We start from the raw sequence: 14133 nt of genomic DNA, 5'->3' as shown, positions 1-14133 counted from the left end.
GAGGGCTCAGGTACATCGGTCACCGCGAGCCCGCTGTGAAATGGTTCAGTCAAGAGCTGCAACTGATTTCGATGCTGCTGGCCCAGTCGGGTGGGAAATCGGCGTATTTATCAAAACCCGGGTGTTCCTCAAAAGGCGATTCAAGCAGCATCAGCAAGGTTTCGACTTGAGAAAAGTCTTTTAGTTTTGCTGCCTGGATAGCTTGTTCGCCCAAATAATTGCGGAGCACAAATTTCGGATTTGTTTTAAGCATCAAATCAGCCGCTAGCCCCTGTGGAATATGCTCAAGCCGCTCTGAATAGCGTAGCAACCACGCATCTGCGGCGGATCGGTCCACAAACAGGTCCCGGACCGTCTGAGCGTCAGTCGCAACGCCGCAATGGCTCAGTCGTCGCCAGAAGATGGTGTAGTCAACCTGCTCCCTGGCCAGCAGTTGCAGGATGTCCTGCAGCAATGCCCGGTCGACAGTGGCCGTGCTGTCGCTGGCATCGAGCAGACCGAGCTTGGCAAACATCAGGCGCTCGAATGCGGCAGGAAATACGGTCTTGTAGGACTCCAGCGCGGCGATGGCGAGCTCCTGTTCACCGATCAGGGGAAGCAGAGCCTGCCCCAGACAAAACAGGTTCCAGTAGGCGATGTTGGGCTGCTTGTCGAACGCGTAGCGGCCTTCCTGGTCCGAGTGGTTGCAAACGTGGCCGGGGTTGAATGCATCCAGAAATTGAAACGGCCCGTAGTCGATGGTCAGACCCAGAATGCTCATGTTGTCGGTGTTCAAGACGCCATGGCAAAAGCCCACCGCCTGCCACTGTGCCACCAGGGCCGCAGTGCGTTCACTCACCGCCTCCAGCAAGGCCGCGTAAGGGTTGCCTGCGAATTTGTCGCTTGCGCGGCACTCCGGGTAGAACCGGTCAATGACATAGTCGGCCAGGACCTTGAGTTGCGCATGCTGGTCATGATGGGAAAAATGCTCAAAGTGGCCGAACCGGATGAAGCTGGGCGCCACCCGCGTCACCACCGCTGCGGTCTCAACAGTTTCGCGCCGTATCGGCGCATCCGAGCCGACGACACACAGGGCGCGTGACGTGGCAATGCCCAGGCCCTGCATGGCTTCGCTGCACAGGAATTCGCGGATGCTGGAGCGCAACACGGCACGCCCGTCGCCCATGCGGGAGTAGGGTGTCAGCCCGGAACCCTTCAGCTGCACCTCCAGGCCACCGGTTTCCCCCAGCAAAATAGCACGGCCATCACCGAGTTGTCCCGCCCACTGGCCAAATTGGTGACCGCTGTAGACGCTGGCCAGTGGCTGTGTGCCCGCCATCGGCTGGTTGCCGGTAAGCACCTGCAGCAGTTCTGGTGAATCCAGCCACGACTCACTGAGACCCAACTCACGGGCCGTCGAGGTGCTGCGGCCCACCCAGTAAGGCGCGGGCAGCGGCCAGGGCGCCAGCGGCGTGTAAAAGCTTTTGCCCAACTGGGCGAAGCTGTTGCGCCAGGCTAATCCCACATCGAGCGCTGTCAAGTTTTGTGTGGCCACGGTCATGGCCGAATTGTCTCGCAGTAGGGCCTTGCACAAAGTTCGCAGGGTTATCCACGCGCCAAGCTGCGCCTGGTTCAACTGTCAGGTCAATCCGACGGATTTTCGGGTGCTGAAAAGATGAAGCGCGTCAGTGCGTCGTCGTCGACAATATCCACGCGCCCGAATTCAAGTGTCACCAGCCCACGTTGTGCCAATGCCTGCAAAGCCCGGTTGGCGGTCTGACGCGATACCCCGACCAGATTGGCCAGTTCGTCTTGTGACAGGCCAAGTTTGCGGGTCCGGCTCCAGAACTGGCGGCTCAGGGACAGCGCGACACGCTGCTCGGGTGTGCGCAGACGGCTGGCTTCGATGAGCGCCATGGCCTGACTCACCCTAAGATTTAGCTGGCTCACCAGAAACTGGTTGAACTCAATGCTGGTCGCGCGCAGGTGGTCAAATTCGGCCAGCGGCAGGCACAACAACTCGGTATCGCGCAACGCAATGACTTCATACCTGCGCGGCTCGGTCTTCAGTGCGGAGCCTTCCCCAAACCATTCGCCGCACGCCACACCCAAAAAACTGGATGACCGCCCCTTCACAGGAACGGTCTGTACCTTGATCAGGCCCGACAGAACCGCGTAGCAGCCCTCTACCTTCGCATTGGCCTGCAGCATCACATCGCCACGTCTTCCGCTCGTGCGCAAGAGGCTTTCATCGACCCGCATTTGAGTCAAACGCGGCAAGCCGGCGAACCAGGATTGCGTGGCAAGAAAGCGTGAAGTTGATGAGGCGGTGCTGGGAAACATGGGCAAGGGTAAACACAGATCAATTGTCAGCTCAATGACAACTTGTCGCGTACGTGACAAGTTTTGCATACATTCGCCATGGACGTCAGACTCCAGTTGCAGACGCAGAGTGGATGCTATGAAATACGAAGCTGGCAATGCCAGCTTCACATGGCGTCACGGCGTTAACTTGATTGGAAACCGCAGTACCATGCGAGTGGACCCCTAGACCAATTTACAGGAGAAATTTCATGCTCGGGTTGATGCAAAACCACCAGTTGTTGATTTCGTCGCTGATCGAGTTTGCGCAGCGCCACCATGGCGAGGGCGAAATCGTGTCGCGACGGGTGGAAGGCGATATTCATCGCTGCACCTATAAGGATATTGCGTCGCGTTCACGCCAGGTTGCCAACGCCCTGGATGGGCTGAAGCTGCCCTTCAGCGACCGGGTGGCCACACTCGCATGGAACGGTTACCGTCACCTGGAACTGTATTTCGGCGTGAGTGGTTCGGGTCGGGTGCTGCATACGCTCAATCCGCGCCTGCACCCGGACCAGATTGTCTGGATTGCCAACCACGCAGAAGATTCCGTGCTGTGTTTTGACATGAGCTTTTTGCCCATTGTCAAAGCCATCCACGGCCGTTGCACCACCATCAAACATTTTGTGGCGATGTGTGATGCCGACAAACTACCGGCCGACAGCGGCATTCCCGGCCTGCTCTGCTATGAAGCATGGATTGGCGCCCAATCGAGCAGCTACAAATGGCCTGCCTTTGATGAAAACTCGGCGTCCAGCATGTGCTACACCAGCGGCACCACCGGCAACCCCAAAGCAGCCCTGTACAGCCATCGATCCACCATGTTGCACGCGTTTGCCGGCGCTTTGCCAGACGCCTTGAGTATGAGCGCGCGTGACACGGTGTTGCCAGTGGTGCCCATGTTCCACGTCAATGCCTGGGGCCTGCCGTATTCAGCGGCGATGACGGGGGCCAAACTGGTGTTTCCGGGACCAGCCATGGATGGAAAATCCATCTTTGAATTGATCGAGAACGAACGCGTGTCGTTTGCGGCCGGTGTTCCCACCGTGTGGCAGATGATGCTCAGTCACATGCAGGCGGGCGGTTTGCGTTTCAGCACACTCAAGCGCACTGTCATTGGTGGCTCGGCCTGCCCGCCGGCCATGATCACGGCGTTCAATGACGTCTATGGTGTGGAGGTACTGCATGCCTGGGGCATGACGGAAATGTCGCCCCTGGGCACGGTTTGCACCCTCAAGAACAAGCATCTGGCGATGACGCCTGAGGAAAAAATGAAGGTCCGGCTCAAACAGGGACGCGGCATTTTTGGCGTGGACATGAAAATTGTGGATGGCAACGGGGATGAATTGCCTTGGGATGGCAAGGCGTACGGTGACCTGCTGGTCAAGGGCCCCTGGATCATCAGTGACTATTTCAAAGGGGAGGGCGGCTCGCCACTGGTAGACGGCTGGTTCCCGACCGGTGACGTCGCCACCATTGATGCCGATGGCTACATGCAGATCACCGACCGCAGCAAAGACGTTATCAAGTCCGGCGGCGAGTGGATCAGTTCCATTGATGTGGAGAACGTTGCCATGGCGCACCCGGCCGTGGCGATGGCCGCTTGCATCGGCATGAAGCATCCCAAGTGGGATGAGCGGCCCATCATCGCCGTGATGAAGAAGCCGGGCGCGGAGGTCTCGCGTGACGAACTTCTTGCGTTTTATGAGGGCAAATGCGCCAAATGGCAGATACCGGACGACGTCGTGTTTGTTGACGCGATTCCGCTCGGTGGTACCGGCAAGATGCAGAAGAGCAAACTGCGTGAGCTGCTCAAGGATTACCAGCTGCCGGATGCTTGAGTCCTGAGTCGAGTCGTGTCGCCTGGGTGATTCATCGTACGGGAAATCCCTCATGGGACAAGCCACAAATGCTTGTACGCTGGACGGGTGTTGATGTATCAAAACCCAGGAGATTTTTATATGAAATTGGTCAGGAATGTTGTCGCTGCCACGGTAGCTGCTTTGTGCGTCGGTGGTGCATTGGCCCAGGCTGGATCAACCGTCAAAATCGCTTTTATTGATCCGCTGTCCGGCCCGTTTGCCAATGTGGGTCAAAACCAGCTCAAAAGCTGGCAATTTGTGGCAGAGCGCCTGAGCGGCGCCAAGAATCCGGCTGGCGTGAAGTTTGAAGTCACAGGTTTTGACAACAAGGGGTCTCCCCAGGAAAGTCTGAACTCACTCAAGGCCGCCATCGACCAGGGCTTTCGCTATGTGACCCAGGGCAACGGCTCAGGCGCTGGCCTGGCGATTTCTGATGCCGTGTCCAAGCACAATGCGCGCAATCCGGGCAAGGAAGTGGTGTATCTCAATTACGCCGCCGTTGATCCGGCGATGACCAACGAAAAATGCGACTACTGGCATTTCCGTCTGGATGCCGACACCAGCATGAAGATGGAGGCCTTGACCGCTTTCATGAAAGACCAGCCGAGCGTCAAAAAAGTGTATCTGATGAACCAGAACTACTCGCACGGCCAGCAAGTGTCCAAGTATTTCAAGGAAGACATTGCCCGCAAGCGCCCCGATGTGAAAATCGTCGGCGACGATCTGACTCCGATTGGTCAGGTCAAGGACTTTTCGCCTTATGTTGCCAAGATCAAGCAAGCCGGCGCCGATGCTATCGTGACCGGCAACTGGGGTGCTGATTTGACGCTGCTGGTCAAGGCGCTCAATGACGCGGGTCTCAAAATTCCCATGTATACCTACTACGCGCAGGTCACCGGTACACCAACCGCATTGGCGGCTGGCGGCGACAGCGAGGTTTATGTGATTGCCTATGGCCATGCCAACGAACCCGGTGAAATCGGCAAAATCGCTGAGGATTTCAAGCAAAAATTCAACGACGATTACTACACCTATGCGACATACAACGGCATCAACCTGATGGCGGCGGCGATGGCCAAAGCCAAGTCCAGCGACCCGGTCAAGGTGGCAGCTGCGCTGGAGGGCTTGACGGTCAAGAGCTTTGCCGGTGAAGTGCAAATGCGCAAATCCGATCACCAGTTGCAGCAGTCCATGTTTGTGACCAAGTGGCAAAAAGTAGACAAGAAAAACCCTTACAGCGTTGAGAACACCGGCTACACCTTTGCGCCGGTCAAGCAGATGGACGCGTTCATTGCCAGCACGCCAACCAGTTGCCAAATGAAACGGCCAGGCTAGGGCTGGTGACGCTGGGCGGGTGCTGATTAAATAAAACTCAGGAGTTTTTTTATGAAATTTGTAATGAACCTGGTTGCAGCCACAGCTGCACTATTGTGTGCCGGCGGCGCACTTGCCCAGAAAGGTGAGACGGTCAAAATTGCCATGATCGAGGGCCTGTCCGGGCCGATGGCCAACGTGGGCCAGAACCAGTTGAAGAACTGGCAATTTCTGGCCGACCCAGCCAACGGCGTCAGGAACCCGGCAGGTGTGAAGTTCGAAATAGTCGGCATGGACAGCAAAGGGTCGCCACAAGAAGCACTCAACACCTTCAAAGCAGCGGTCGACCAGGGCTTTCGCTACATCGCGCAGGGAAACGGGTCCGGCGCGGCGCTGGCCTTGTCCGACGCAGTCGCGAAGCACAACGAGCGCAACCCCGGCAAGGAAGTGGTCTACCTGAATTATTCGGCGGTGGATCCGGCGTTGACCAACGAGAAATGCAATTATTGGCATTTCCGGCTGGATGCAGACACGTCGCAGAAGATGGAAGCATTGACCAGCTTCATGAAAGACAAGCCCGAAGTCAAAAAAGTGTACTTGCTCAACCAGAATTACTCACACGGCCAACAGGTCAGCAAGTATTTCAAGGAAGGTATGGCCCGCAAGCGGCCCGATGCCCAGATGGTCGGCGATGATCTGGTGCCAATGGGGCAGGTCAAGGATTTTTCGCCCTATGTCGCCAAGATCAAGGCATCGGGTGCCGACACCATCGTGACCGGCAATTGGGGGCAGGACCTGACGCTGTTCGTCAAGGCATTGAACGACTCCGGCCTCAAGCTGCCGATGTATACCTACTATGCCGGCGTGTCGGGCACACCCACCGCGCTGGCCGCAGGCGGTGAGGGCGAGGTTTATCAGATTGCGTACAACCATTCCAATTACATGGGGGTCATGGGGAAACTGACGAACGACTTCCAGAAGAAGTTTGGCGACGACTTCTACACTTTCTCCATCTACAACGGCCTCGTGCTTTTGAGTGAAGGCATGGCCAAGGCAAAGTCCACCGACCCGGTCAAGGTGGCCGCCGCGATGGAAGGGTTGAAGTTCCAGGGCTTCAACGGAGATTCCGAGATGCGCAAATCAGATCACCAGATGCAGCAGGGCTTGTACATCTCCAAATGGCAAAAAGTGGACAAGAAGAACCCCTATAGTGCAGAAAAAACCGGCTACACCTTTGCGCCGGTCAAATACATTGAGGCGTATGTGGCCAGCACACCCACCAGTTGCCAGATGAAACGCCCAGGCTAAAACCGGCCAACGTCTGAACCCAGGGTGACCTGGGTCGTTGCCTTGGCGTTCATTGCCGGCGCTTGATGGCCGGTTTTTTTTTTGTATCAGCCATGCGGGTTTGTTGCTTTGGCTTTTGTTCACTACATCACGGGTACTGCATGGAGTTCTATACCATTTCACTGCTGAACGGCATCAGTTACGGCATGCTGCTGTTCATGCTGAGTTCCGGGCTTACGCTGATCTTCAGCATGATGGGCGTTCTCAATTTCGCCCATGCTTCCTTTTACATGTTGGGCGCCTATTTCGCGTACACGGTCACTTCGCTGATTGGATTCTGGGCGGCCCTGCTGGTGGCGCCTGTGTTGGTCGGCCTGGTTGGCGCTGCGTTTGAAAAGTATTTTCTGCGCCGGGTTCACAAGTTTGGGCACGTCCCTGAACTGTTGATCACCTTTGGCCTGAGTTACATCATTCTGGAATTGGTGCAACTGGTGTGGGGACGCAGCTCGGTGGACTACCGGGTGCCGGTGGCGCTGGATGGCCCCCTGTTCACCCTTTTCGGCACCCAATTTCCGATGTACCGTGGTTTTATGATGGGTGTCGCGTTATTGATGTTGATGGCCATCTGGCTGTTGCTCACCCGCACGCGGATCGGTCTGGTGATTCAGGCGGCCCTGACGCACCCGGAGATGGTGGAGGCCTTGGGGCATAACGTGCCGCGGGTCTTCATGCTGGTTTTTGGCGGTGGCTGTGCGCTGGCGGGCCTGGCGGGTGTGATTGGTGGCAATGCCTATGTGACGGAGCCGAGCATGGCATTTTCGGTGGGCGGTGTCATCTTTGTGGTGGTTGTGGTTGGCGGCATGGGCTCCTTGGCTGGTGCGTTTCTGGCCTCCATACTCATTGGTGTTTTGCAGACTTTTGCGGTGGCCATTGATGCGTCCCTGATGTCGGCGCTGCAGACGGTTGGTGTGACACTGACGCCCTCAACATTCGGCTACGCGTTGTGGAAGCTCAAGCTCAGCCAGGTAGCGCCTATCTTGCCGTATCTGTTTTTGGTGCTCATCCTTATTTTCCGGCCCAAGGGTCTTCTTGGCACGCGGGAGGGCTGATCCATGAGTAGCAAGGTTTATCAGTTCAAGCCGTTTAATGTCGGTCGTGTCGTGATCTGGACGCTGTTTGCCCTGGTTTTGCTGACGGCGCCCCTGTTGTTTACCAGCAGTCTGAGCCAGACCATGCTGAGCCAGATGGGCATTGCCATCATTGTTTGCCTGAGCTACAACATCCTGCTGGGGCAGGGTGGCATGTTGAGTTTCGGCCATGCGGTTTATTCGGGCATGGGCTCGTTTCTGGCCATTCACACCCTAAATCAGGTCAGCGGCGGATGGCCCTTGCCCGTGAGTCTGGTTCCCATTGCGGGTGGTCTGGCCAGTATGGCGGTTGCCATCCTGTTGGGCTGGGTTACGACCAAGAAAGCGGCAACACCGTTTGCCATGATCACGCTGGGTATTGGCGAGCTGGTGTGGGCCATGTCCTTGATGTTTCCGGAATTTTTTGGCGGCGAAGGCGGTGTATCGGGCAACCGCGTGGCGGGTGCCAAGACCTTTGGCATCAGCTACGGGCCCCAGATCGAGTTGTATTACCTGATTGCCGTCTACACGTTTATCTGTACCGGCCTGATGTTTGCGTTTACACGCACGCCGCTGGGGCGCATGCTCAACGCCGTGCGTGACAACCCCGAACGGGTGGAATTTGTGGGCTATGACACCCAGAAAGTGCGCTACATCGCTTTCATCATTGCGGCTTTTTTTGCCGGCATCTCGGGCGGTCTGGCAGCCTTGAATTTTGAAATTGTCACCTCGGAGGTGGTCAGTGGTTATCGCTCGGGCGCCTACCTGCTGTTTACTTTTCTGGGCGGCGCGACCTTCTTCTTTGGACCGATCATTGGCGCCATTCTGATGGTGCTGGCGTTTGTGTTGTTGTCCGAATTCACCAAGGCGTGGCTTTTGTACCTGGGCCTGGTTTTCCTGTTTATGGTGATGTACGCGCCGGGTGGCGTCGCCTCCTTGCTGATGATGAATCTGCGGGTGGCTAAATTTGGTCACCTGCGAAAACTCTGGGTCAGCTATCTTGCGTTGGGTCTGACGGCACTGGTCGTGCTGCTGGGTGCGGCCGCGATGATCGAGATGGTCTATCACCTGCAACTCAACTCGGCACTCGGGCCTGAATTGACCTTTCTGGGCGGCACTTTGAACTCGAAGAGTCTCAACAGTTGGTTTGGCTCCGGGTTTGTGATGTTGACCGGCTTGGGCCTGTTTGAAATCTGCCGCCGACAGTTCGCACGCGAGTGGGGGCAGATTCAGGAGAGTATCGAAAAGGAAATCAAACGGATGGAATCGCTATGACCTTTGCCCTGGAATTAAAGGACTTGCGCAAGAGTTTTGGCAAGACGGCCATCATTCGTGGCATCAATCTGGCGGTGCCACAGGGCGAGCGGGTCGGCATTATTGGCCCGAATGGCGCCGGCAAATCGACCTTGTTCAACCTGATCAGTGGCCGCTTCGAGCCCACCAGCGGCGATGTACTTCTGAACGGTCAACGCCTGAATGGAAAGAAACCGTTTGAGATCAACCGCATGGGTTTGAGCCGTAGTTTTCAGATCACCAATATTTTTCCCAAGCTCAGTGTGTTCGAGAATTTGCGCTGCGGCGTGCTGTGGAGTTTGGGCTACAGGTACACCTTTCTGAAGTTTCTGGCCGACCTGGACGATGCCAATGAGCGGGCCGATGAATTGATGAAAATGGTCAAGCTGGATAAAAAACATGATGTGCTGGCCATCAACCTGACCTATGCCGAGCAGCGTGCGCTCGAAATCGGCATCACCATTGCGGGTGGCGCCAACGTCATCCTGCTTGATGAACCGACCGCCGGGATGAGCAAGTCAGAGACCAGCCGCTTCATCAAGCTGATCAAGGAGGTGACGGTTGGAAAAACCCTTTTGACGGTGGAACACGATATGGGCGTTGTGTTTGGCCTGGCCGACAAGATCGCCGTGGTGGTGTATGGCGAGTTATTGGCCTACGACACACCCGAGGCCGTGCGCGCCAACCCGCTGGTGCAAGAGGCCTATCTTGGCTCTTCAGTGGCCGACTTGCAGGCAGGGGGGCACCAGGCATGCTGAAAATAGAAAATCTTCATGCCTTTTATGGCAAGAGTCATGTGCTGCACGGTGTTCATTTTGATGTGTCGGCCGGCGAAATCGTCTCGCTGCTAGGGCGCAACGGGTCCGGGCGATCCACCACCGCCAAAGCCATCATGGGCCTGGTTGATTGCGAAGGTTCCCTGCTTTGGCGCGGGCAGGAGCTATTGGGAAAGAAGACCTTTGAGATTGCGCATTTGGGTCTTGGCTACGTGCCTGAGAGCCGTGATATTTTTCCCAATCTGACGGTGGAACAAAATTTGTACCTGGGTCAAAAAAGTGCCCGTAAAGCGGGGCGCTGGTCACTCGATGACATGTACCAGATGTTTCCCCGGCTCAAGGAGCGGCAAAGCATGCTCGCCGGGGTGATGTCGGGTGGCGAACAACAGATGCTCACGCTGTGCCGGTCCCTGATGGGAGACCCTGATCTGATCATCATTGACGAGCCCACTGAAGGCTTGGCGCCCAAGATTGTTGAACTGGTGGCGCACTACCTTAAAGAGCTCAAGAAACGGGGTATTTCGGTATTGCTGATTGAACAGAAATTGACCATTGCGATGGATATTTCTGATCGCTGTCTGGTCATGGGCCACGGCAGTATTGTTTTCAGCGGCACCCCGGATGAATTGCGCAAAGACAGCTATACCCGCAAGGAATGGCTGGAGGTCTGAAGGCCTTGTCCCACCTGTGACAAACCCGAAGTGGACTCGTGGGTATAGTTGCCCCTTGCAATTAATCGCACGATCGTTCTATTTTTATTTCCGAGGAATGCAAGCATGACCGCTGACTACAAAGTGCATGGCGACATCGCCGTACTGACGCTCAATAACCCACCCGTCAATGGACTGGGCTATGCCACACGATTGGCACTCACCGATGGTCTGGCCAAGGCCGATGCCGACGCTTCCGTGAAAGCCATCGTCATCACCGGCGCGGGTAAAGCGTTCTCGGGCGGCGCCGACATCAAGGAGTTTGGCAGCCCCACGGCCTTGCAGGAACCCAACCTGCTCAGCGTGATTCTGATGATTGAAAATTCGAGCAAACCGGTCATTGCCGCCATTCACTCGGTCTGCATGGGCGGCGGGCTGGAACTGGCCCTGGGTTGTCATTACCGTATTGCCGCGCCTGGGTGTAGCGTTGCGCTGCCCGAGGTTAAATTGGGCTTGGTGCCGGGTGCTGGCGGTACGCAGCGCCTGCCGCGTGCGCTCGGGGTCGAGCCGGCATTGAACATGATTGTCAGTGGTGAGCCAGTCAAAAGCGAGTTGCTGGCGATGCTGCCGGGCCAGCAGTTGTTCAACAAAATGGCCACCTCGAACGAATCCCTGGCCGAAGAGGCTCTGCTCTATGCGCGCTCGGTCGCCGAAACGCGGCCGCTGCCACTGGTGCGCAACCTGCCTTGCAAACACCCGCAAGGTGATGCTTATTTCCAGTTCGCCCGTAATATGGTGGGCGGCATGTCCAAAAATTTCCCGGCGCCGCTCAAATGCGTGGATGTCGTTCAAGCAGCCACCACCAAGAAGTTTGACGACGGTATGCTGTTCGAGCGCGAGAGCTTCATCAACCTGATGTGGACTCCCGAGTGTCGCGCCCTGCGGCACATCTTCATGGCCCAGCGTGCCGCCTCCAAGATCCCGGATGTGTCCGCGGACACGCCGCAACGCGCGATCAACTCAGTAGCGATCATTGGTGCCGGCACGATGGGCGGCGGTATCTCGATGAATTTCCTCAACGCCGGCATTGCGGTGAAGATACTGGAAATGAAGCAGGAGGCGCTGGACCGTGGTATTGCCACCATTCGCAAGAATTACGAAGCCCAGGTCAAAAAAGGCAAACTCAAACAGGACAAATACGAGCAGCGCATGAGCCTGCTCAGTACCACGTTGAGCTACGACGACCTCAAAGACGCGGACATGGTCATTGAAGCCGTGTTTGAAGAAATTGGCGTGAAAGAGGCCGTGTTCAAGGAACTTGATCGGGTGATGAAGCCCGGCGCGATCCTGGCGTCCAACACCTCCACCCTGGATGTCAACAAGATTGCTTCGTTCACCAAGCGCCCGCAGGACGTGGTCGGCATGCACTTCTTCAGCCCGGCCAATGTGATGAAGCTGCTGGAAGTGATACGCGGTGAGAAAACGGCCAAAGACGTGCTGGCCACCGTGATGGCGCTGGCGAAAAAGATCAAGAAGACCGCCGTGGTATCGGGCGTGTGTGATGGTTTCATTGGCAACCGCATGATCGAGCAATATGGCCGCCAGGGTGGCTTTCTGCTGGACGAAGGCTGCACGCCAGCTCAAGTCGACAAGGCGGTGGAAAAATTCGGCTTCGCCATGGGCCCGTTCCGCATGGGTGACCTGGCGGGCAACGACATTGGCTGGGCCATCCGCAAGCGCCGCTACCTTGAAAAACCCGACATGAAGTACAGCAAGACCGCTGATTTGTTGTGCGAAAAAGGACGCTTTGGCCAGAAGACCGGTGCGGGCTGGTATGACTATGTGGCTGGCAAGCGCGATGCCATTCCGAATGCCGAAGTCGTCAAGATGATTGAAGACCATCGCGCCGCACTGGGCATCACACCGCGCAAGATTTCGGACGAAGAGATCGTGCAGCGTCTGGTCTATTCGCTGGTCAATGAGGCCGCTCACATTCTGGAAGAAGGCATTGCCTCCAAAGCCAGCGACATCGACATGGTGTATCTGATGGGCTACGGTTTCCCCATTTGGCGCGGCGGCCCGATGAATTATGCCGATGAAGTGGGTTTGTTCAATGTGGTGCAAGCCATGCACCGCTTTGCCAAGAACCCGCTCGACGATGCCAAGTTTTGGCAGCCTGCTCCCTTGCTGGCCAAACTGGCGGCTGAAGGCAAAACATTCAATTGAAAATTTGGGGGACAGACCGTCGCCACACGAAGTGGGCAAGCTCTGTCTCCAACACTTTAGAAAGATCAAAATGACTGCAGCCGTAATCGTTTCCACCGCCCGCACGCCGCTCGCCAAGAGCTGGAAGGGTTCTTTCAACATGACCCATGGCGCCACGCTGGGTGGTCACGCCGTCGAACATGCCATCAAGCGCGCCGGCATTGAGGCCGCTGAGGTCGAAGACGTCCTCATGGGCTGTGCCACGCCCGAAGGTGCCACTGGCGCCAACATCGCGCGCCAGATCGCCCTGCGCGCTGGTTGCCCGGTGACCGTGCCGGGCATGACGGTCAATCGTTTTTGCTCCTCCGGTCTGCAAACCATTGCGCTGGCTTCGCAACGCATCATCGCGGGCGAGGGCGATATATTTGTAGCCGGTGGCGTGGAAGCCATCTCCTGCGTCCAGCAAGAGATGAACCAGCACATGCTGACCGATCCTTGGCTGGTAAAAAACAAGCCCGAGGTTTACCTCAACATGCTGCAAACGGCAGAGATCGTCGCCAAGCGCTACAACATCAGCCGCGACGCGATGGACGAGTACGGTGCCGCCAGCCAGCAGAAGGCTACGGCTGCGCTGGCCGCAGGCCTGTTCAATGACGAAATCGCCCCGATTAGCGTCATCATGGGCGTGGCTGACAAAGTGATGGGTCTGACGACCAAAAAAGTCACGGTCAGCCAGGACGAAGGCATTCGCGCGGGTACCACCAAGGAGGGCATCAGCGGCCTGCGCTCGGCCGTACCGGGTGGCCTGATCACCGCCGGCAATGCCAGCCAGTTTTCCGACGGGGGCGGTGCCGTCGTGGTGATGCACGAATCTGTTGCCGCGAAAAAAGGTCTCAAGCCGCTGGGCCGTTTCCTTGGCTTTGCTGTCGCCGGTTGCGAGCCGGACGAGATGGGCATCGGCCCGGTGTTTGCGATCCCGAAAGTGCTGGCGCGCCTGGGTTTGAAGATGGACGACATCGACCTGTGGGAGCTTAATGAAGCCTTTGCGGTGCAGGTGATTTACTGCCGCGACCGGCTCGGCATTCCGAATGAGCGGCTGAACGTCAACGGCGGCGCCATTGCTGTGGGCCACCCCTACGGCGTCAGTGGCCAGCGCCTGACCGGCCACGCCCTGATCGAGGGCAAGCGCCGTGGAGCCAAACGCGTTTGTGTCACCATGTGTATTGGTGGCGGCATGGGCGCAGCGGGCATATTTGAGGTGCTGTAACGGTTCGCCGCT

Annotated in this window: 11 protein-coding genes; 9 read left to right on the top strand and 2 right to left on the bottom strand. The window is 57.0% G+C overall.

Annotated features, from left to right (window positions below; translation table 11 throughout):
• Positions 1-49: 49 nt before the first annotated feature.
• Positions 50-1540: a protein adenylyltransferase SelO gene (locus RFER_RS12095; RefSeq protein WP_011464680.1), complete on the bottom strand. Its 1491-nt coding sequence runs from the start codon at positions 1538-1540 to the stop codon at positions 50-52.
• Between the two features lie 83 nt (positions 1541-1623).
• Positions 1624-2322: a Crp/Fnr family transcriptional regulator gene (locus RFER_RS12090; protein WP_041790639.1), complete on the bottom strand. Its 699-nt coding sequence runs from the start codon at positions 2320-2322 to the stop codon at positions 1624-1626.
• Between the two features lie 230 nt (positions 2323-2552).
• Between RFER_RS12090 and RFER_RS12085 the strand changes: the two genes are divergently transcribed.
• The 9 genes from RFER_RS12085 to RFER_RS12045 all read left to right on the top strand — a co-directional run bounded on the left by RFER_RS12085 (position 2553) and on the right by RFER_RS12045 (position 14121).
• The gene (locus tag RFER_RS12085) at positions 2553-4181 is read left to right on the top strand and encodes a 3-(methylthio)propionyl-CoA ligase (RefSeq protein WP_011464678.1); all 1629 of its coding nucleotides are present in this window, start codon (positions 2553-2555) and stop codon (positions 4179-4181) included.
• Positions 4182-4301: 120 nt separating this feature from the next.
• A complete protein-coding gene (locus tag RFER_RS12080) occupies positions 4302-5537 on the top strand; it encodes a branched-chain amino acid ABC transporter substrate-binding protein (RefSeq protein ID WP_011464677.1) in 1236 nt (411 codons plus the stop codon).
• A 51-nt stretch (positions 5538-5588) separates the two neighbouring features.
• The gene (locus tag RFER_RS12075) at positions 5589-6824 is read left to right on the top strand and encodes a branched-chain amino acid ABC transporter substrate-binding protein (protein ID WP_011464676.1); all 1236 of its coding nucleotides are present in this window, start codon (positions 5589-5591) and stop codon (positions 6822-6824) included.
• Positions 6825-6964: 140 nt separating this feature from the next.
• Positions 6965-7912: a branched-chain amino acid ABC transporter permease gene (locus RFER_RS12070; RefSeq protein ID WP_011464675.1), complete on the top strand. Its 948-nt coding sequence runs from the start codon at positions 6965-6967 to the stop codon at positions 7910-7912.
• A 3-nt stretch (positions 7913-7915) separates the two neighbouring features.
• Positions 7916-9205: a branched-chain amino acid ABC transporter permease gene (locus RFER_RS12065; protein WP_011464674.1), complete on the top strand. Its 1290-nt coding sequence runs from the start codon at positions 7916-7918 to the stop codon at positions 9203-9205.
• Positions 9202-9981: an ABC transporter ATP-binding protein gene (locus RFER_RS12060; protein WP_011464673.1), complete on the top strand. Its 780-nt coding sequence runs from the start codon at positions 9202-9204 to the stop codon at positions 9979-9981. Before RFER_RS12065 ends, RFER_RS12060 begins: the two co-directional genes overlap by 4 nt.
• Positions 9975-10670 carry an ABC transporter ATP-binding protein gene (locus RFER_RS12055; RefSeq protein ID WP_011464672.1) on the top strand — a complete coding sequence of 232 codons (696 nt, stop codon included), beginning with the start codon at positions 9975-9977 and terminating at the stop codon, positions 10668-10670. The genes RFER_RS12060 and RFER_RS12055 overlap by 7 nt, the downstream gene beginning before the upstream one ends.
• 105 nt (positions 10671-10775) lie before the next feature.
• Positions 10776-12875, top strand: coding sequence for a 3-hydroxyacyl-CoA dehydrogenase NAD-binding domain-containing protein (locus tag RFER_RS12050; protein WP_011464671.1), 2100 nt, complete (start codon positions 10776-10778; stop codon positions 12873-12875).
• Positions 12876-12945: 70 nt separating this feature from the next.
• Entirely contained in the window at positions 12946-14121 is a 1176-nt protein-coding gene (locus RFER_RS12045; RefSeq protein ID WP_041790636.1) for an acetyl-CoA C-acyltransferase, read from the top strand.
• Positions 14122-14133 lie beyond the last annotated feature (12 nt).

The organism is Rhodoferax ferrireducens T118, from assembly GCF_000013605.1.
Classification (GTDB): domain Bacteria; phylum Pseudomonadota; class Gammaproteobacteria; order Burkholderiales; family Burkholderiaceae_C; genus Rhodoferax; species Rhodoferax ferrireducens.
The sequence above is the reverse complement of the archived record's forward strand: the minus strand, read 5'-3'. Positions and strand labels throughout refer to the sequence as shown.

Coding starts and splice junctions, on each gene's coding strand:
- RFER_RS12095 (WP_011464680.1), bottom strand. CDS start 1,540: ATGACCGTGGCCACACAAAACTTGACAGCGCTCGATGTGGGATTAGCC.
- RFER_RS12090 (WP_041790639.1), bottom strand. CDS start 2,322: ATGTTTCCCAGCACCGCCTCATCAACTTCACGCTTTCTTGCCACGCAA.
- RFER_RS12085 (WP_011464678.1), top strand. CDS start 2,553: ATGCTCGGGTTGATGCAAAACCACCAGTTGTTGATTTCGTCGCTGATC.
- RFER_RS12080 (WP_011464677.1), top strand. CDS start 4,302: ATGAAATTGGTCAGGAATGTTGTCGCTGCCACGGTAGCTGCTTTGTGC.
- RFER_RS12075 (WP_011464676.1), top strand. CDS start 5,589: ATGAAATTTGTAATGAACCTGGTTGCAGCCACAGCTGCACTATTGTGT.
- RFER_RS12070 (WP_011464675.1), top strand. CDS start 6,965: ATGGAGTTCTATACCATTTCACTGCTGAACGGCATCAGTTACGGCATG.
- RFER_RS12065 (WP_011464674.1), top strand. CDS start 7,916: ATGAGTAGCAAGGTTTATCAGTTCAAGCCGTTTAATGTCGGTCGTGTC.
- RFER_RS12060 (WP_011464673.1), top strand. CDS start 9,202: ATGACCTTTGCCCTGGAATTAAAGGACTTGCGCAAGAGTTTTGGCAAG.
- RFER_RS12055 (WP_011464672.1), top strand. CDS start 9,975: ATGCTGAAAATAGAAAATCTTCATGCCTTTTATGGCAAGAGTCATGTG.
- RFER_RS12050 (WP_011464671.1), top strand. CDS start 10,776: ATGACCGCTGACTACAAAGTGCATGGCGACATCGCCGTACTGACGCTC.
- RFER_RS12045 (WP_041790636.1), top strand. CDS start 12,946: ATGACTGCAGCCGTAATCGTTTCCACCGCCCGCACGCCGCTCGCCAAG.